Below are 19,911 nucleotides of genomic sequence, written 5' to 3'. Positions count from 1 at the left end.
ATGAAAAAAGCCAAAGAAGGAAAATGTGGCGAAGGTAAGTGCGGCGGCGAGATGAAAAAAGCGGCTGAAGGTAAAGCCAAAGAAGGCAAATGTGGTGAAGGTAAGTGTGGTGGTGCTAAATAATCAATCTGATGATTAGCAGGCTGATTTAGCAGCAGAAATCGATTTATAGCTTTCATGCCGATTAAATCTACGCCAATATAAGGCCTGTTATACAGGCCTTTTTAGTTGGTAACTTTCATTAATTTAACTGATTAATTGTGTGTTTGAGGTGATAAATGGCAAAACAAGCAACAGTGGGACTGGGTTTGCGCCGAGAAATGCTTGATGAGTTTTGTCAGCATGTGCCTGATGAAATAAACTTTTTCGAAGTGGCGCCTGAAAACTGGATGACCCTAGGCGGTAAGTTTGGTAAGCAGTTTAGGCAACTTACAGAGCAACATGAATTTTTTTGCCATGGTTTATCTTTATCTATCGGCAGCCCACATGCGTTAGATACTGAGTTCGTTAAGCAAGTAAAACGCTTTTTAGATAGCCATCAAATCAATATCTACTCTGAGCACTTAAGTTATTGCTCTGGTAGCGGCCACATGTATGACTTAATGCCGATCCCCTTTACCGAAGAAGCGGTAACTTATGTTGCAAAGCGTATTAACCAAGTTGAAGATATTTTAGAGCGGCCGTTTATTTTAGAAAATGTGTCTTTCTACGCTGCGCCCGGTGCGAAAATGACTGAGCAGCAATTTGTTAATGCTGTGCTGGATGAGGCAGATTGTAAACTGCTGCTTGATGTTAATAATATTTATGTAAACTCAATAAACCATCAATATGATGCCGCTGAATTTCTCAGCTCAATGCCGACCAAGCGGATTGAATATATGCATATCGCGGGTCATTATGAAGAATCATCCCAGTTAATGGTCGATACCCACGGCGCTGATGTGATTGATCCTGTTTGGCAATTATTGCAACAGAGTTATCAGCAACATGGGGTGTTTCCGACATTATTAGAGCGTGACTTTAATATCCCCAAAACCGCTGAATTACTGCAAGAGATCAATCAAATTCATCGCTATCAACAAGCCGCAAAAGCGATCAAAAGGAGTGCTTAATGGATTTTATTAACACTCAACAAGCCTTTATGGATTATATTCGCGATCCCAGCAAGCCACTGCCACAAGGCATGACATTTGAGCGAATGAATGTTTACCGTGAGCTATTTTTCAATAACATCAATGGCTTTGTGTCAGGCGCGTTTCCGGTACTGAAAAGTCTTTATACTGATGATGCATGGACCAAACTCATTCAACAGTTTTTTGTAAGTTTTGACTGTAAAACCCCCATATTTATTGAAATATCCCAAGAGTTTATCTGTTTTTTGCAAACTCAATATCAGCCTGCGGATTACGACCCTGCCTTTATGTTGGAGCTAGCACATTACGAATGGCTAGAGTTATATATTGCCACTGTTTTCGATGATGTTAATGAGCAGCCAATTGCCAAAGACTTGATTACCGAGCTACCGCTAAAGCTGTCAGTGACCGCCACTGTGGCGCAATATCAATATGATGTGCAACACATCAGTGTCGATTACCAACCCACAGAGCCCAGTGAGCAGGGGCAAAGCTTTTGTGTTTATCGCGATGAACATGATGAAGTTAACTTTTTAAAGTTAAACCCATTAACAGCCCAAGTGTTAGCCTATATTGCTCAAGCCGAGCAATGTTACTTTAATGATGTATTGACATGGCTTAGCGAGACCTACCCACAGATGACGCCGGAAACCTTATCTAATGGCTGCTTGCAAATGTTGCAACAATTGGCCGACAAAAGGGTTATCTGTTCGTTAACACAGGCTTAAACAGTGGATAAAACTCCTACTTAATTTGTGGTTTATATTAAAAGTCTTTTTACATACAATAGCGCGAATTTTGTGATCCAGTTCACGCTGCTGTAAGGCGGCCAACATTACTGTTAGGAAGTAAAAACTATGAGTCAGCCGTTTAAAGACCCATTTAACATTATGTATTTTATTGGTTTTATTCTTGTTTTATTGTTACCAACGCTACCAGCGTCTCTATCTGCCTTGCGACTTGCAGGCTTAATTTAACTGCCAATCTCAGTTATTATACCGCTCAGTTAAGTCATAGAGTCGGTTATCCAAAAACCATTCTATTGAATGGTTTTTTTTGATTTGGGCTTGGAGTCATATGGCGTTAAAACGAGGCTTGTTCCTCATTACTGGTTTAACGAGCTTAACGCTTGGCACCATTGGTATTGTGGTGCCCTTATTACCAACAGTGCCTTTTATCTTGCTGGCTGCTTATTGTTTTGCCCGCTCAAGTACGCGGATGCATCACTGGTTGATGACTCATCCTTGGTTTGCTCAAGGGTTAAATGATTGGCAAGATAAACGAGCAATCAACAAACGGTTGAAGAAAAAAGCCATGATAATGACCACCTTAAGCTTTGTTGTGAGCATTTTAATTGTGCCATTAGTTTGGGTGAAAGTGATGCTCGCTTGCATGTTATGTTGCCTACTGGTTTATCTGTGGCAGATCCCAGAGTTAGATTAAAAGTTACCTTTAATTTGCTCGTTAGTTGCAACTATCTTAAAACATGCTTAGTATCACTGCCATTGAGTGATATGCCAGAAACTATATTTTCAATTTCAAGCTAATGATATTGAAAATGATGGCTATTAAAACATTCCTTTTACAATAGATTATCTAATATGACTATGAACTCAGAACGTTTAGCGCTTATCAAAAACAGTATTAAAGCTATTCCTGATTACCCAATCCCAGGCATTATGTTTCGCGATGTCACCAGCCTTTTAGAAGACTCTGAAGCTTATAAAGCCACTATCGCTTTATTTGTAGAGCATTATAAAGATCAAGGTTTCACTAAAGTTGTCGGTACTGAAGCGCGTGGATTTTTATTCGGTGCGCCATTAGCATTAGAGCTTGGTATTGGTTTTGTACCCGTACGTAAGCCGGGAAAATTGCCGAGAAAGACGATTGCGCAAACATACGATCTTGAATACGGTAAAGACACCTTAGAAATTCACGTAGATGCGATCACCCCTGAAGATAAAGTATTGGTCGTTGATGACTTACTTGCTACAGGCGGCACCATTGAAGCAACGGTAAAATTAATCCGTGAATTAGGCGGCGAAGTTAAGCACGCTGCATTTGTTATTTCTCTGCCAGATATCGGCGGCGAAAAACGTCTTGAAGGTTTAGGGGTTGAGTTATTGACCTTATGTGAGTTTGAAGGCGAATAGCCAAGCACGCATAATATGTTAGCGGCTTTGTTGAGCTTAACTCAATAAAGCCTGATTTTTGCTCTGCATCGATTGAATCTTCAGCAAATTATCCAGCCTTTTAGAGTAGCAATAGCCTGTGATTGATGAGCATGCTATTGTTATTTTTATTTTCGGGTACAATTAATTACCATTGGTATTATTTAGATCATCCCGTTTCATTAAAGCTTGGGGAATTCCATGTCTTATCAGGTGTTAGCCCGTAAATGGCGCCCTGCCAAATTTGAAGAAATGGTAGGGCAGTCACATGTTCTACTGGCACTTACAAATGCACTCACACAGCAACGATTACATCATGCGTATTTATTTACTGGCACTCGAGGTGTGGGTAAAACCAGTTTAGCGCGCCTATTTGCTAAGGGGCTTAACTGTGAGCAAGGGGTCACTTCGACACCTTGTGGCGTGTGTTCAAGTTGTGTTGAAATTGCCCAAGGCAGGTTTGTTGATCTTATTGAAGTGGATGCGGCCTCAAGAACTAAGGTCGATGATACCCGTGAGCTACTTGATAACGTGCAATATAAGCCTTCAAGAGGCCGTTACAAAGTCTACTTAATCGATGAAGTACATATGCTGTCTCGAAGTAGTTTTAATGCCTTACTGAAAACCCTTGAAGAGCCGCCTGAGCATGTGAAATTTCTACTGGCCACCACAGATCCGCAAAAATTGCCGGTGACTGTGTTGTCTCGCTGTTTACAATTTAATTTAAAAAGTCTGTCTCAAGATGAAATTACTAAGCAGCTAGATTTTATCTTAACTCAAGAGCAATTAACCTTTGAGCCCCAAGCATTAACACTATTGGCAAAAGCGGCTAACGGCAGTATGCGTGATGCCCTGAGCTTAACCGATCAAGCGATTGCCTTTGGTAGCGGCCAAGTGATGCACCAACAGGTGCAAACCATGCTTGGCAGTATTGATGCCCAGCAAGTCTTAGTGCTGCTAAAAGCCTTATGTGATGCCGATATTGCTAACTTAATGCAAACTATTCAGCAAGTGCTGAGTTTTGGCGCAGATGCCGATGAGGTGCTGCGCAGTTTATTGGAATTACTCCACCAAATTACCTTAACGCAGTTTGCGCCAGCCGCGGCGCAGCAGTCGTTATACAGCGAACAAATTTTAGCCTTTGCTCAGCAATTAACCCTTGAGCAAGTGCAGCTTTACTATCAGTTATTGTTAACGGGTCGCAAAGAATTAGGCTTTGCTCCTGATCCTAAATCAGGTCTTGAAATGGCGTTACTTAGAGCCGTGGCATTTGTACCTGAAAAGCCCGTTAAACGTTGGCACACCGATGAGCCAGTAACGATTTCATTGACGCCAGACCCCGTGACCCCAGAAACGGTTAAATCGGCGCCGGTTAGCTCGAAGGCTGACACTGCTACAAATAATGCAGGCGCTTCAGTTGCAGACAATGAAGCAATAACGGCTACTAAGCCAGCCCAAGTAAGCAATACTGCAGTTGATAGCAGTTCTGTGTCTGCGGCAATAACGCTGCCACAAACTGCAAGTATCGCAGCTGAGGACGATAATCTAAATGCTGCTCCCGAGATAGCCGCAGAGCAAGCTATTATCCTTAGTCAAGCTGACAGTTTAGGTTTCAATCAGCAAGCAGCGACTGAAACGCAAGCAGTTGACTCAGGCGTTATTGCAGCGCCAGCAGTTAAAGCCGCTGCAGTAGAAACACCTAGAGTAGAAACGCCAGCAATTGAAACTCAGCCTGTCACATCAACAACATCGTCAAATGAGATGCCCATTGATGCCTACGAGCAGTTTGCTCAGGCAAGTGACGAATCTTATGCTGAATTTGATAACGACGATCACAATCAATATCAGCAGGCAGAAGCAAGTACTCCGCAAGCTAATGTTCAGCAAACTAGTGCCGCGCAAGCTAAGCTTGAGCAAACAACCGTTGATACTACAGAAGCTGACTTAAGCGACATGGATGCTTTACTTGATGCTGTGCTCGCTACCAATGATTCATTAAAGGCGGAATTAAATTCGCTAGCCGAAGAAGGTGAACAAGCAAAAAAGCAACAGGCGGTAGCCAATCCAAGTATTAAAATTCCTGCACCCAAAGCGAAAATGCAGTCGATTGAAAATACCGCCACAGTTGATGCTACTATTGATGTAACCACGCAAGTAAACACAAGTGCAGCAAATGATGCAGCAGATAGACCGCCATGGGAAAAGCCCACTGAATTACCTGCAGCTTCAGTTTTAACTGCAATAGCAACAACTGAGCCTGAGGTGAGCCATAGTGCAGCAACTAACATGGCAGTTGACAATGCACAAACTACTATCGCCGCCGTTGAAGTGCCAACAAGCGCTGTTAATGAGGAGCCGGGAAGTCGTCAGCATGCACACACTGCCATAGCGTCAGCTGAGAATAATGCCCCAGTGGCTGAGACAGCAGTCGCTCACGTATCGACTGAAGTGGCATTAAACGGTCACCATGAAATCTCAGGTGATAGCCTAGATTTGCACTGGTACAAAATTATGTCGCAGTTAAGCATAGGCGGCAGGGTAAGACAGCTCGCCGTTAACTCGGTATGCCAACGACTGGACAATCCGATCCCGTTATTACTTAAACCGGATCAAAAACATTTATCCGCCGAAGTGGCGATTGAGCAATTACAAATTGCCTTATCGGAGCTTTTGGGCGAAGACACAAAGGTGCAAATTCAGGTTGGGCTTGATCCACAACATGAAACCCCACTTGAATTGCGTAAAAGATTTCATCGAGAGTTATTAGCTAATGCAAATTACGCTTTAATTAACGATGACAAAGTACAATGGATGTTTACTCGTTTAGCGGCTCAGCTAAATCCAGATACTTTAGTGTATCCGGTTGAAAAGCTACAGGCGATAGGGCAACAAATTCCAGCATTGACTGTTCAATAAAACAGCTAAAGCGTTATAGGCGTCAAAACTTTGATAGCAATAGCCGCGGATTTATTGCCAATTTATTTTTTTTCAGTAAGATTAGCCCCACTTTGGCTGCTTGCTAATAACCTAATTAAGAGAAAAGACTATGTTTGGAAAAGGCGGTATGGGCAACTTAATGAAACAAGCCCAAATGATGCAAGACAAAATGGCTAAAATGCAGGAAGAAATCGCACGCACTGAAATGACCGGTGAAGCGGGTGCAGGTTTAGTTAAAGTGACCATGACGGGTTCACACAACATTCGTAAAGTTGACATCGACCCTAGTTTGATGGAAGACGACAAAGAAATGTTGGAAGATCTTATTGCTGCAGCATTCAATGACGCAGCACGTCGCATCGAAGAAAACCAAAAGACTAAGATGGCTGAAGTCACTGGCGGTATGCAATTACCTCCAGGAATGAAAATGCCATTCTAAATCTTAAAGGTTTTAAGATTCAAAAGCCCAAGTTTATCTTGGGCTTTTTTGATCGCGTTTCGTTCAGATTAAATTTTCTGCTAAATTGTACCGCCATGTCAGAGTCTTATAAGGATATATTATGCTAACCAAGGTCGGTGAAACCGTTATAAAGTCGAAACACTTAGCCAGTTGTCATTGCGGCGCGGTTGTATTATCACTTTCATTACCCAATGGCATTGAAAAGCCAAGACGCTGTGATTGCTCAATTTGTCGCAGAAAAGGCGCCATTGTGGGCTCGGTAGAATTAGCTGGCATTCAAATCGTAAAAGGCGCGGATGCTCTCAAGTTATATCAATTTAATACCCACACTGCTAAGCACTACTTTTGTCGCCATTGCGGTATTTATACCCACCATCAACGTCGCTCTAATCCTACAGAATATGGCTATAACATTGGCTGCTTAGAAGGTGTTAATCCTTTTGATATTGATGATGTTGTGCTTAACGATGGTATAAATCACCCCGCAGACAGCTAAGCGATAAAAGCATTAATTTGTTAACCCAAGGTTAAAAATATTTGACATGGTTGATTGTTAGCCTAAACTAAATGCATGTCAAAAATAGTTAACACCAAGTGAGGTTTAATTAACATGAGTAATGCAAATAAATTACTGCAATGGCTGCAAGAAACGAGCTTTCGAGAAGTCACTTTATCCGTTGATTTACTGGTAACGGGCTATATTTTCTATTTTTATGGTAGCAGCTTATTTCATGCTAGCCCTGAAGAATTAGCTTCAATACAGTGGATTTCAGGTATCTTTTTAGAAATTATAATTTATTCAGTAGTGCTAATGGTGGTGAGCTACATTGCTCTGGCATTAATCACAGACGATGAACTGTCACAACCTATGGATGTACGCGAAAAACAAATTAATCTCATTGGCTATAAGTATTCAGCGATTATTTTGAATGTAGGCGTGATACTGGCCATAGTGCAATACAGTGTTGAAGCCAATGACCTTGGTCTATCACAATTGGGCTTTGCTCATGCGCCGCTGCATATTTTAGTGGTGTCTTTTTTGTGTGCTGAGCTGGCATTTTATGGGGTGCAGCTATACAAGGGGCGTACAGGTGATATTTATGAGTAAACCGGCGATTTCTAACGCTATCCGCACCTTGCGTTTTTTAAATGGTGAAATGACACAAAAGCAGCTTGCTGAATTAATAGGTGTCACTAGGCAAACCGTGATGGCCATTGAGTCTAATAAGTATTCACCCACTCTTGAAGTGGCTTTTAAAATTGCTGAAGTGTTTGAACTGCCGCTAGATCAGGTATTCAGTTATCACCCCGAAAGTGATACTAAGTCCTAGCACTAATAGTTAGCAAGCTAGCTAGCCTTGGCAACAGTTAATACTGACAAAGAAACGCTAACCGAACTGACGAGTTCTGTGTTGTGAGTAGCATTAGCAATAACATCATTCTTTTGTCGCAATCATAATTACAGTACCATACGCACATTGATGCTGATTGAATGGTTTATTAACTTAAATCAGCACGCTTAATTAATAAAATAAGGCAATGAAGTATTTATGAAATTTAGTCCACTGGTTGATGAGCTTATCGAATCTTTGCGCTGCTTACCGGGTGTCGGACCAAAATCAGCCCAACGCATGGCGTTTCAATTATTAGAGCGTAACCGCAAACAGGGCCATAAATTAGCCAGTGCGTTAGAACGTTCAATGAGTGAAGTGGGGCATTGCCAAGCCTGCCGTACCTTTACAGAAGAGCAGCTATGTCCGATCTGTAGTAGCCCTAAACGGGGTAATTCAGAAGTAATTTGTGTGGTTGAAACCCCAGCTGATGTGTTAGCCATTGAAGCGGGTGGCCATTTTAGCGGCCGCTATTTTGTGTTACTTGGGCATTTATCACCCCTTGATGGTGTGGGCCCTGAAGAGCTTGGCTTAGCGTTATTAGAGCAACACCTTGCATCAGATGATGTCACAGAGTTGATTTTAGCAACCAACCCCACAGTAGAAGGTGATGCCACGGCGCATTTTATTGCTGATATGGCCCGTAGACATAATGTAGTGATCAGCCGAATCGCCCACGGAGTCCCTGTTGGTGGTGAGCTTGAGTATGTTGATAGCACCACGTTAGCGTTGTCATTCAATGGTCGTATTCCGCTGTAGTTGCGAACTGTAGTTATAAATGATAGTTACGAACTGCAGTTATAAATGATAGTTACGAACTGTAGTTATAAATGATAGTTACGAACTGTAGTTATAAATGATAGTTGCGAACTATAGTTGTGAATTTGTGTCTTATTTTAAAGCCCAGCTTATGAGTGAGTAAGCTGGGCTTTTTGTTTCCAATATTAGCCGTTATTAGCTCAAATCGATTGCTAATCGCCAGTTATTTCGCCAGTTCATGGTTTTTTTTCAGCAATAAAATAATTTCCCCTTGAATTCTATTTATCGCGCCCCATTTCCTAGGTAACAAAGATTTTTATACCGTGTTGGATACAACATGGTTGATGTATTAACGTAAACAAGGGAAATTTTCATGTCTCAACAAGAAACGCATGGCTTTCAAACCGAAGTAAAACAGCTTCTACATCTGATGATCCATTCTTTATATTCAAATAAAGAAATTTTCTTACGTGAACTAGTCTCAAATGCTGCGGATGCGGCAGATAAGCTACGTTACTTAGCATTAACTGATAACGCATTATATGAAAGCGATACTGAACTGCGTGTTCGTATTAGTACCGATCAAGAAAAAGGCACTGTTACTATTGAAGATAACGGTATCGGTATGACACGTGATGGTGTGATTGAACATTTAGGTACGATTGCAAAATCAGGTACTGCAGACTTCTTTAAAAACTTATCAGGTGAAGAGTCAAAAGATTCGCAGCTTATCGGTCAATTTGGTGTAGGTTTTTATTCTGCCTTTATCGTTGCTGATAAAGTCACTGTACGTACCCGTGCAGCAGGTGCAGCAGTTGATCAAGCGGTTCTGTGGGAGTCAGCAGGTGAAGGTGACTTTACCGTTGATACCATCACTAAAAATAGCCGCGGTACTGAAATTACCCTTCATTTACGTGATGAAGAAAAAGAATTCGCTGATGATACTCGTTTGCGCTCAATCATTACTAAGTACTCTGATCATATCTCAGTACCAGTAGAAATGTTTGAAGCTGGCCTACCAGAAACAGATGGCGAAGATGGCGAGAAAATCCCTGCTACTGAAGGCGAGTGGAAGCCAATGAACAAAGCCACTGCGCTTTGGACTCGTAGCAAATCAGATATATCAGATGAAGAATATCAAGAGTTCTACAAGCATATTTCTCACGACTATGCTGATGCAGCAACGTGGTCTCACAACCGTGTTGAAGGTAAGCAAGAATATACCAGCTTATTATATATCCCAACTAAAGCCCCTTGGGATATGTTTAACCGCGACGTTAAGCATGGTCTAAAACTATTCGTTCAACGTGTATTTGTACTGGATGATGCTGAACAGTTTATGCCAACTTATTTACGTTTTGTTAAAGGCTTAATCGATTCAAATGATTTGCCACTCAACGTATCGCGTGAAATCTTACAAGATAACAGCGTAACTAAAGCATTGCGCACTGGTGTGACTAAGCGCGTTCTTGGCATGCTAGAAAAAATGGCTAAAAACGATGCTGAAAAGTATCAAGCTTTCTGGGCTGAATTTGGTCAAGTATTAAAAGAAGGCCCAGCTGAAGATTTCGCTAACCGTGAGCGTATTTCTGGTTTACTGCGTTTTGCTTCAACCCATAACAATTCACCAGTGACAGATGTGTCATTAGATGATTACATCAGTCGCATGAAAGAAGGCCAAGATAAGATTTACTATATCGTGGCTGATAGCTATGAAGCGGCAGCTAACAGCCCGCATTTAGAGCTACTGCGCAAGAAAGACATTGAAGTTCTATTAATGTCAGAGCGCATCGATGAATGGCTAATTAACCACTTAACTGAATTTAAAGACAAGAAACTGCACTCAGTAACGCGTGGTGATTTAGAGCTAGGTGAACTTGAAGATGCTGCTGAAAAAGAAGCTCAAGAAAAGTTAGCTGGCGAAGCTGAATCATTAGTATCACGTATTAAAACAGCGCTAGAAGGTAAAGTATCAGATGTTAAAGTGACTTCTCGCTTAACGGATACCCCTGCATGTGTGGTTGCCGGTGAAGGTGAAATGTCATCGCAAATGATTAAGCTTATGCAATCAGCAGGTCAGCCTGTACCTGAGTCTAAGCCGACATTTGAAATTAACCCACAGCATCCGCTGGTTGAGCGTCTAAATGACGAGCAAGATGAGCTAGCATTTGCTAACTGGGCAGATTTGTTATTACAACAAGCTCAGCTTTCAGAAAAGGGCAGCTTAGCGGATCCATCGGCATTCATTAAGTTAACCAACCAAATGCTAGTGGCGAGCTTAAAATAGTCATTAGTATTGCAATAAAGCGGGCTTAGGCCCGCTTTTTGTTAGCTATCACGAAATAGTTAAAAGGAATCAATATGGAACATATTATTAATTTAACTAAAGAAAATATTCAGCAAATTGTTGATGCTTCGATGGATAACTTTGTGGTGATGTCTTTTTGGGCACAACAGCAACCGCAAAGTGTACAAATGCTACAAGTGATGGAACAGATTGCCAATGAGCAAGCTGGGCGCTTTATCCTTGCGAAAGTGAATTGTGAAGCTGAGTTAGAAATTGCTAATTACTTCCAAATTCAGAGCTTACCTACCCACCTAGTGCTGAGTAAAGGTCAGCCGGTTGATGGTTTCGCTGGGGTGCAAAGTGCAGCGCAAGTGAATGAATTACTTGATAAGCATCTTCCTGCGTTATGGGTAACAGATTTTAATGCTGCAAAAGCGATTTTGGTTGAAGCAGGCATTGAAAAGCCAAGCGACGAAAAACTTGAACAAGCCTTAGCATTACTGAAAAGTGCCTTTGCTGAATCTCAGCAACAAGCAGAAGTGGCCTTAGTGCTTATCGATGTTTATTTACAATTGGGCATACTGGCTGAAGCTAAGACCTTATTAGATACGATAGGGCTTGCAGATCAAGACAGTTACTATCAGAACTTAAAAGCCAAGTTAGCCCTAGCAGAAGACGCTGCAGATACCCCTGAAATTCGTCAGTTACAACAATCATTACAACAGCAGCCTGGTAATATTGAACTGACTATCGATTTGGCCAAAGCATTGAATCAAGCTAATCGTGGCGAAGAGGCACTTGAGTGTTTATTTGCCATTTTAGAGAAAGATTTATCCGCTGCGGATGGAAAAGTTAAACAAGTGTTTATGGAAATATTGACAGCACTAGGGCAAGGCAACGCCATAGCCAGTCAGTATCGCCGCCGTTTATACAGTTTACTGTATTAAACACGGAAAATTTTCGTATTAGATATTGGTCTAAATCTTGAGGTTTTACCTTCTAAAGACCGTCTAAATGTGCGAAAATCGCCGCCTAAAAATATGAAAGCAATATAGAGGACTTTTGAGATGCGCATTATACTATTGGGTGCCCCTGGTGCCGGTAAAGGTACACAAGCTCAGTTCATTATGGAGCAGTACGGTATCCCACAAATCTCAACTGGTGATATGCTGCGTGCAGCAATTAAAGCTGGCACTCCGTTAGGATTAGAAGCTAAATCAGTGATGGATGCGGGCCAGTTAGTATCAGATGACCTAATTATTGGTTTAGTTAAAGAACGTATTGCCCAAGATGATTGTGCAAAGGGTTTCTTACTTGATGGTTTCCCTCGTACTATTCCTCAAGCAGACGCTATGGTTGCTAATGGAATTGAAATCGATCACGTGATAGAAATTGATGTGCCTGACGAAGAAATCGTTAAGCGTATGAGTGGTCGTCGTGTTCACTCAGGCTCTGGCCGTGTTTATCACATTATCTTCAACCAACCTAAAGTTGAAGGTAAAGATGACGTCACTGGTGAAGACTTATCTATCCGTCCAGATGATGAAGAATCAACTGTACGTAAGCGTCTTGGTATTTATCATGAGCAAACTAAGCCGCTAGTAGAATACTATGGTAAAGTCGCAGCTGCTGGTAACACTCAATACACTAAGTATGATGGTACTCAAACTGTTGCCGCTGTTAGCGCGCAAGTAAAGCAGTTGTTAGGTTAATACCTACAAAGTAGTATTTTTATACTGTTGAATTATAAAAAAAACCTGCATTGCAGGTTTTTTTATGTCATAAATAAAATCATCGTCACAAAAACTGAGAATGATTGACATCTATCTTGGTGTTGATTGTATTTGTGTTAAAATTAGCGTTTGGTAATAAGAACGTTTCTATTAAAGCGTTACTGTTTTCAAAAGCTGTGAATAACCCATAATCCTTATTGCATGGATGCCTACTCAAGAGAGTTTAAGATGAAGTTCCCTGGTCAACGCAAATCTAAGCACTATTTCCCAGTAAACAACCGAGACCCATTATTGGCTCAGTTAACCCAGCAAGAGCAGTCTGTATCTACCTATATTTGCGGTATTGACCAAACTCTTGTGGATATTGAAGCAAAAGTCGAAGATGAGCTACTGGGCCGTTACGGGCTTCCAAAAGGCAACTCAACTCTTATTGATGATCAGCAAGCTCACGAACTTTATAATGAACTAAAAAACAATGAGATGATCAGCGATGAATTTGCTGGTGGCACCATTGGTAATACCGTTCATAACTACTCAATTTTAGCTGATGACCGTTCGGTATTATTTGGCGTTATGAGCCAGAATATCATGGTCGGTAGTTATGCCTATCGCTACCTTTGTAATACTTCCTCTAAAGTGGACTTAAACTACCTGCAGCCAGTAGATGGCCCTATCGGTCGTTGTTTTACTTTGATCTCTGCTGAAGGTGAACGTACCTTTGCGATTAGCAAAGGTGCAATGGATAAGCTAACCCCAGAATATATTAATAAAGACGTGGTTCAAGGTAGTTCAGCGCTAGTTTTAACTGCGTATTTAATGCGTGCCAGCGAAGGTGATTTAATCACTGAAGCGGCAATGAAAGCGATTGAATATGCTAAAGAAGCCGATGTGCCAGTGGTATTGACCTTAGGTACCCGCTTCTTAATTCAAGAAGACCCTAAATGGTGGCAAGATTTCATTTGCGATAATGTAACAATTTTGGCGATGAATGAAGACGAAGGCGAGGCCTTAACGGGGTTCAGCGATCCGCTATTAGCCAGCGAAGCGGCCTTAGAGTGGTGTGATATGGTGTTGTGTACTGCAGGACCGTTAGGTTTATATACAGCAGGCTATACTGAAGACTCTGAAAAAAGAGCCACAGCCCATTTATTATTACCGGGCGCAATTCCTGAATTTAACCGTTACGAATTCTCGCGTCCTAAACGTAAATCAGACTGTACTACACCGATTAAAGTGTATGCTCATATCTCGCCTTATATGGGTGGACCAGATTATATCCGCAATACAAACGGTGCCGGAGATGGAGCGTTATCAGCATTACTGCATGACTTAGCAGCTAATACTTTCCATAAAACCAATGTACCGGGTTCAAGTAAGCATCAGCGTGATGGCCTGTGTTATTCATCTTTCTCGCAAGTGTGTAAATATGCTAACCGCGTCGCTTATGAAGTATTAGCCCAGCATAGCCCAAGATTATCTCGTGGTTTACCTGAGCGTGAAGATAGTTTAGAAGAGTCATACTGGGAAAGATAACCAGACAGGTTTTCCGTTTATATAATCAGTGACTAAATCAAGGGCAATCACCAAGTGGTGATTGCCCTTTTTGTTTGCATCAAGATAAACAAGTACTTGGTAGACGCTGAAAAATTCAGTAGGATGTTGAATATGCAGAAACATACCTCATTTTAAGTAATTCTGGTTTTAAAAATACATTGGAGAGCATTGTGAAGGGACAAATCTTAAGAGAAATGAAAGTACTTAAGGCGATTGAACCTGCTTATGAAGTCGAGCGCCGCGTAGCATTTCTTAAAACCAAATTGGTCGAGGCTCACAGCCATTGTTTGGTATTAGGGATTAGTGGTGGCGTTGACTCATCTGTAACCGGCAGATTATGCCAGTTAGCGGTAGACAGCTTAAATGCTGACAATCCACAGCAGGCTTACCAATTCATTGCGGTGCGTTTACCATATCAAGTACAAAAAGATGAAGATGAAGCTCAGCTTGCATGTCAATTTATTCAACCCTCAAAGCAGGTAACAGTGAATATTGCTGATGGGGTTATTGGTGTGCATAACGCAACGGTTTCAGGACTTGAGGATGCCGGTATTCAAGTCGCTAATAATGATAATGTTGATTTCATTAAAGGTAACGTCAAAGCCCGTATGCGAATGATTGCTCAATATCATATTGCAGGCCTAACTGGCGGCTTAGTCATTGGCACCGATCATAGTGCAGAAAATATTACCGGTTTTTATACTAAATTTGGTGACGGCGCCTGTGACTTAGCACCCTTGTTTGGTCTTAATAAGCGTCAAGTTCGCCAATTAGCCAGTTACCTTGGAGCGCCAGATATATTAGTGACCAAAGCGCCAACGGCAGATTTAGAAGACGATAAACCGCAATTAGAAGATGAGGTGGCATTAGGGCTAAGCTATGATCAAATCGATGATTTCTTAGAAGGCAAAGAGGTTGATAGCTTTGTTGAAGATAAACTTATTGCGATTTACCAGCGCACCCAACATAAGCGTCAACCTATCCCGACGATTTATGACTAATTTAACTTCCCACTAGCTTAGAGCAAGGATTGTTTAAGTGAGCTTAAATAGCGCCTTAGCTGCTCAATTAACACATTGGGAAACTGGCGGTAATCTAAATATGGCGTGATGAGTATCTGCTCATGCGCCATTATTTTTTGGCTTTCATCTATGGCGGTTAACGCAGATATAAACGATTGATCGCTTATATTAGCGAATGCAGCTTGGCCACAAATGATATGAATATGGCTATTCACACTAAGCTTAGTAGCATTAATGATAATGTTACATTGACTAAAATCTACCCGCTTTAAATCATCAGTAGCTTGCGGATTAAATAATTGGTTGCGGCAATCTCGCCATGTATCTGGCGCTTTACCAGTAACAGCAATCTTGGCCATGATAGTAAATATTTTTCGCCAATGATTGCCATTATCGTTAATGATTTGCTCGATAGCATTTGTATTTTGCCAATGCCATGCTTTGGAGACTTTAGGTGGCGTTGGCAAATAGAATGTGATTTCAGCTTTTTCAGAGCCTAATAAAATAGCTTTTGAGCTAAGCTCGGCGTTTGGCTTAGTCGCGTTATTTGTGATAACAGCAGGCTTTGTATGAATGCTTGGCTGAGTTGATTTCATTATGGGTTTGCTACTCAATATTTTCGGCCTGATGGCATATTATTATTTGTAAATTCAGACTCTTTTTAGACTATCATTAAAACTATACGGACAAAAATTAATTCCATAGGACTGGCGAATGAAAGCAATAGTAATCGGTTCGACTAAACATCTGTTATTTTTTGCTATTTATGGTTTTATTGCCAGTTTACTGCTTTTTATCGCCGCCGTGGTGTGGTTTTTAACGGCTCGCTCTGAATTAGAGATTTGGCATACAACACGCTTGAAAAGTGAGTATCATCAACAGTCTGGCTTAACAGACTTTTCCCAGTATCTTGCTCTTGAAGACAAGCTATTTAATGAGTTAGACCGAAAAATATACCAACAATATACTCCTAAGCTGGCTTCACCTATTAATCGTTACGAAGCCAATAGCTTATCAGATCCAAATCATTGGGATGTAAACTGGAATCGCTCTTTTGAGTGGTCTAACCCCGATGCCAATTATGGCATTTTATTTCTCCATGGTATGTCAGACTCCCCTTATGCGATTTCAAACCTAGCGCGACATTTTAGCGCTTCAGCCGATGTTTTAGGGCTACGTTTACCAGGGCACGGCACTATTCCTGCTGGCTTAGCAGATATCACTTGGCCAGATTTAGCCAGCGCAGTAGCATTAGCGACTCAGCACATGAAGCAAAAATTGGCCGGTAAACCGTTATATGTCGTGGGCTTTTCTACCGGTGCAGCACTGGCATTAAACCTTCAACTAGAAGCAATTGCTGTTAATAACCCTACAGATTATCAAGCAATGATGTTTCTTTCGCCAGCTATAGGGTTAGCGCCCATTGCAGCAGGCGCAAAGTGGCAAGCGAGGTTAGGGCGTTTAATTAATCAAGAAAAACTGTTTTGGAATACCATTGAGGTTGAATACGACCCTTTCAAATATATCTCATTTGCAGTGAATGCCGGTGACGTTGTTTATCAACTGGCTGAAAGAAATCAATATTTAATAAAACAATTTGATCAGCAGCAATTAGCCAATATTCCTCCTATTTTAACCTTCCAGTCAATTGCAGATGATACCGTTTCTACTAACGCGGTGGTCGAGCATTTGTATCAATATTTACCCTCAGATAAGCATAGCTTAGTGATATTTGATATCAATCGTAACCGTAATAATCATCAATTGATCACTAAAAACTTGTTAAACGAAATGGGGCCACTTTGGCTCAACATGCCCATGAACTACCGTTTAAGTTTAATTGAAAATAGCCAGCAATCTGAGTATGGCGTGCAAGAGCAAAACTTGGTTGAGAGCGAAGAGGGAGCAACAGTAGACTTAGCACTGAAATGGCCAGCTGGGGTGTATTCATTATCGCATGTTGCCTTGCCTTTTCCTGAAAATGACCCCTTATACGGACCACATTATCAGCCTCAAAGTCAGCATATTCAGATAGGGCAGGCAATCTTTAAAGGTGAGCGGGGATTGTTTGGGATCCCCGCAGCAGAGATGTTAAGACAGAAATGGAATCCATTTTATCCGTATATGTTAGATAGATTGGAGCAGTTTATTGAGCCGTGATTATCGCGGTAGCTAAACTCGTCACTAGCTTAGCGATTATGGTTTTGATATAAAACGTTAGTGGGCTACTCTGGGTCACTTGGATCATTAATCACATCAATAATGACTTTATTTCGCCCTTGCTCTTTTGCTTTGTATAGGTTGTCATCTGCAACTTTTATCCAGTGATCAATGTCTTTAGAAAAGTTGGCGTTAGCCGTTATCGCGCCAATACTGGTGGTGACTGAAAAGTGCTGTTCATCCGTTGGCGAGTTAATTATTACTTTGGCTAACTGTTCTCTAAAATGATTGAGATGCTGCTCAATTTTAAGGGCATTGGATAAAGGCAATATCAAAATAAACTCTTCACCACCATAGCGAGAAACGATATCGGTATCGCGTTTAAATTGCTGTTTTAATAGTTTAGATACGACTCTTAAGCATTCGTCCCCAGCCAAATGACCGTAGCTATCATTGACCTGTTTAAAGTAATCTAAGTCAAGGATAGCAATGGTAATGGCATGCTCACCTCGCAGACAAAAATCCAGCAAGCTATCAAATCTATCTTCTGCATAACGGCGATTATAAAGCCCCGTTAGTGGATCTTTATCCACTAATGCCAATAACTTTTGATTGGCTTTTTCAAGCTCATCGGTGCGAATCGCGACAGTTTCTTCTAGCTCCAGTTGGTGCTTAAGTAAGTCACGTTTACTGGCGGTGAGGCTCTTGTACAGGTTATATACTTCTTCTGATGTACTTTCATTATCAATTTGTTCTTTTAATTCAGTACCACTGATTTGTCCGAATTGATTAGCCACAATTTCTAATGAGTTAGTGAGTAAACGACACACTCTGGAGGAGATTAAAAAGGTCAAAATGATGGAGATGAATAGCATCAAGTAGGTGCCTAGCATTTGTGTTTCGGCGGTTTTAACTAACGGAGACAGTGGCTGTAATACATACAACTTCCAACCATTGTTTAGTCGATTACTGATGTACACGTATTCAGGTGATGTGGCGGTTAAGTTGTGAATATTGATCACATTTAAACTGGTGCGGTAATTTCCTTTTTCATTTGAATAGGTAAATTCTACGTGAGTGCTTAAGTTTAGAGAAGGGGTGGAATAAATGATGTTGTTATTGTTATCAACGATGATAATAAACTCTTTATCCCCTGTTCCATTTTGATTATCTATCTTAGAAAAGAACGCTAAATCCAGCGAGCCTTCAATAATTCCACTGACCTTTGATTGATCATTATTGTGATAAAAAGGCGCACTAATGGCGATAATTGAATCGTCACCAAAACCGCGGCCTTTAAACACAGGCGAAACAAACAAGCGCTGATTATAAAAAGACTCAATAAAGTAGTCTCTATCTGAAATTGATAAATCCAGTGGTTGCCCTGTTTTATTGAGCATAATACTGCTGGGGCTTGCGGCAATCACTTGAGCATCAGTGTCTGCCAGCAGCATAGTAATAAAACTAGGATAATGCTGATGCAGTTTGATTAAAACTTGTTGTAATTCACTGTAGGATGACGTCGTTAAGCTGATTAAATCTGCCGCATAATCAATGACCATTTTATGTTCATTAAGGTATTGCTCGGTTGCCGTACTAATATGTTCGGTGGTGTCAGTTAAATTTCGCTTCAGTAACTCTTGTTGTTTTTCAAGAAACAAATAATTAAAAGTCAGTGCTGATAATAACAAGCAAAGGGTGATCATTAACGTCATAAAGTAGGTGACTTGAGCGTTAAAACTACGACGTTTTTGGTTGGTTTTTGTGTCATTTAACTGCCACGTATTAGGAATAAACAAGATGAACAGTGACGCCAAGCCAGCGTAAATTAAACCGTTGATGCTTTGCTTGATAATGGCGAATAACATGTGGCTATCTGGAAAATCAGCAAGTGTCACCATGTATATATAGGTTAATGGCATACCAAGAGCTAACCAATAAATACCACTGCTATATAAGGGAAACAGGCCTTTTCTGCGAGCAATGCCAATGAATATTGCTTCGGTACAAAATAGTAAATATACATGGGGGCTACCCCAAGTGAGCATTAATCCACTTGCGCTGAGTATGGCGGTGACTAAACCATACCAAGGGCCTAAAAGCACAGCTGAAATAACGGTAAAAGTATTACCTAGCACTAATTGGACATTGGCGAATATTGGAATGGGGTAGCAATTAATTACCATTCCTAATAGGCCAAAACAGAGTGCAATTAGGAGGTCTTTTTTATTTATTATAGGAAACTGCAATCGAATACCATGTGATCGAACTGTTATGTAAAAATTTTATACTCGTCAAGCATTT

At 41.0% G+C, this 19,911-nt stretch carries 18 protein-coding genes; 16 read left to right on the top strand and 2 right to left on the bottom strand.

Annotated elements, in window-relative coordinates:
• Nucleotides 1-278: 278 nt before the first annotated feature.
• From AB4140_RS19250 to nadE, 15 genes are all read left to right on the top strand, one after another.
• A complete protein-coding gene (locus tag AB4140_RS19250; RefSeq protein ID WP_102436342.1) occupies nucleotides 279-1,112 on the top strand; it encodes a DUF692 domain-containing protein in 834 nt (277 codons plus the stop codon).
• Nucleotides 1,112-1,861 carry a DUF2063 domain-containing protein gene (locus AB4140_RS19245; RefSeq protein WP_102436340.1) on the top strand — a complete coding sequence of 250 codons (750 nt, stop codon included), beginning with the start codon at nucleotides 1,112-1,114 and terminating at the stop codon, nucleotides 1,859-1,861. The genes AB4140_RS19250 and AB4140_RS19245 overlap by 1 nt, the downstream gene beginning before the upstream one ends.
• 349 nt (nucleotides 1,862-2,210) lie before the next feature.
• On the top strand, nucleotides 2,211-2,576 hold the full coding sequence (locus tag AB4140_RS19240) for a YbaN family protein (RefSeq protein WP_102436336.1): 366 nt from the start codon (nucleotides 2,211-2,213) through the stop codon (nucleotides 2,574-2,576).
• A 158-nt stretch (nucleotides 2,577-2,734) separates the two neighbouring features.
• A complete protein-coding gene (apt, locus tag AB4140_RS19235) occupies nucleotides 2,735-3,286 on the top strand; it encodes an adenine phosphoribosyltransferase (RefSeq protein ID WP_198589273.1) in 552 nt (183 codons plus the stop codon).
• A 219-nt stretch (nucleotides 3,287-3,505) separates the two neighbouring features.
• On the top strand, nucleotides 3,506-6,220 hold the full coding sequence (gene dnaX, locus AB4140_RS19230; protein ID WP_102532185.1) for a DNA polymerase III subunit gamma/tau: 2,715 nt from the start codon (nucleotides 3,506-3,508) through the stop codon (nucleotides 6,218-6,220).
• 130 nt (nucleotides 6,221-6,350) lie between these two features.
• On the top strand, nucleotides 6,351-6,680 hold the full coding sequence (locus AB4140_RS19225) for a YbaB/EbfC family nucleoid-associated protein (protein ID WP_076542292.1): 330 nt from the start codon (nucleotides 6,351-6,353) through the stop codon (nucleotides 6,678-6,680).
• Between the two features lie 121 nt (nucleotides 6,681-6,801).
• The gene (locus AB4140_RS19220) at nucleotides 6,802-7,197 is read left to right on the top strand and encodes a GFA family protein (RefSeq protein ID WP_102436332.1); all 396 of its coding nucleotides are present in this window, start codon (nucleotides 6,802-6,804) and stop codon (nucleotides 7,195-7,197) included.
• 114 nt (nucleotides 7,198-7,311) lie between these two features.
• Nucleotides 7,312-7,809: a hypothetical protein gene (locus AB4140_RS19215; RefSeq protein WP_102436330.1), complete on the top strand. Its 498-nt coding sequence runs from the start codon at nucleotides 7,312-7,314 to the stop codon at nucleotides 7,807-7,809.
• Nucleotides 7,802-8,032: a helix-turn-helix transcriptional regulator gene (locus AB4140_RS19210; protein WP_102436328.1), complete on the top strand. Its 231-nt coding sequence runs from the start codon at nucleotides 7,802-7,804 to the stop codon at nucleotides 8,030-8,032. The genes AB4140_RS19215 and AB4140_RS19210 overlap by 8 nt, the downstream gene beginning before the upstream one ends.
• Before the next feature lie 219 nt (nucleotides 8,033-8,251).
• Nucleotides 8,252-8,851, top strand: coding sequence for a recombination mediator RecR (recR, locus tag AB4140_RS19205; RefSeq protein WP_076542258.1), 600 nt, complete (start codon nucleotides 8,252-8,254; stop codon nucleotides 8,849-8,851).
• A gap of 373 nt (nucleotides 8,852-9,224) precedes the next feature.
• Nucleotides 9,225-11,138 (top strand): molecular chaperone HtpG, encoded by a 1,914-nt coding sequence (htpG, locus tag AB4140_RS19200; protein ID WP_102435782.1) that lies wholly within the window; start codon nucleotides 9,225-9,227, stop codon nucleotides 11,136-11,138.
• A gap of 74 nt (nucleotides 11,139-11,212) precedes the next feature.
• Nucleotides 11,213-12,085 (top strand): tetratricopeptide repeat protein, encoded by an 873-nt coding sequence (locus AB4140_RS19195; RefSeq protein WP_102435780.1) that lies wholly within the window; start codon nucleotides 11,213-11,215, stop codon nucleotides 12,083-12,085.
• A 120-nt stretch (nucleotides 12,086-12,205) separates the two neighbouring features.
• On the top strand, nucleotides 12,206-12,850 hold the full coding sequence (gene adk, locus AB4140_RS19190; RefSeq protein WP_076542252.1) for an adenylate kinase: 645 nt from the start codon (nucleotides 12,206-12,208) through the stop codon (nucleotides 12,848-12,850).
• A gap of 249 nt (nucleotides 12,851-13,099) precedes the next feature.
• Nucleotides 13,100-14,404 carry an inosine/guanosine kinase gene (locus tag AB4140_RS19185; protein WP_102435778.1) on the top strand — a complete coding sequence of 435 codons (1,305 nt, stop codon included), beginning with the start codon at nucleotides 13,100-13,102 and terminating at the stop codon, nucleotides 14,402-14,404.
• A gap of 191 nt (nucleotides 14,405-14,595) precedes the next feature.
• Nucleotides 14,596-15,426, top strand: coding sequence for an ammonia-dependent NAD(+) synthetase (gene nadE, locus AB4140_RS19180; protein WP_102435776.1), 831 nt, complete (start codon nucleotides 14,596-14,598; stop codon nucleotides 15,424-15,426).
• Nucleotides 15,427-15,443: 17 nt separating this feature from the next.
• Here nadE and AB4140_RS19175 read toward each other — a convergent pair whose 3' ends face one another.
• Nucleotides 15,444-16,043, bottom strand: coding sequence for a DUF6942 family protein (locus tag AB4140_RS19175; protein ID WP_372002237.1), 600 nt, complete (start codon nucleotides 16,041-16,043; stop codon nucleotides 15,444-15,446).
• Nucleotides 16,044-16,161: 118 nt separating this feature from the next.
• On the opposite strand from AB4140_RS19175, the gene AB4140_RS19170 reads away from it, so the two are divergent.
• Nucleotides 16,162-17,607: a carboxylesterase gene (locus AB4140_RS19170; protein WP_303411186.1), complete on the top strand. Its 1,446-nt coding sequence runs from the start codon at nucleotides 16,162-16,164 to the stop codon at nucleotides 17,605-17,607.
• Nucleotides 17,608-17,672: 65 nt separating this feature from the next.
• Here AB4140_RS19170 and AB4140_RS19165 read toward each other — a convergent pair whose 3' ends face one another.
• The gene (locus AB4140_RS19165; RefSeq protein ID WP_083698195.1) at nucleotides 17,673-19,793 is read right to left on the bottom strand and encodes a diguanylate cyclase; all 2,121 of its coding nucleotides are present in this window, start codon (nucleotides 19,791-19,793) and stop codon (nucleotides 17,673-17,675) included.
• Nucleotides 19,794-19,911 lie beyond the last annotated feature (118 nt).

This window comes from Shewanella sp. 10N.286.51.B2 (assembly GCF_041469265.1).
In the GTDB taxonomy this organism is placed as follows: Bacteria; Pseudomonadota; Gammaproteobacteria; order Enterobacterales; family Shewanellaceae; genus Shewanella.
The sequence above is the reverse complement of the archived record's forward strand: the minus strand, read 5'-3'. Positions and strand labels throughout refer to the sequence as shown.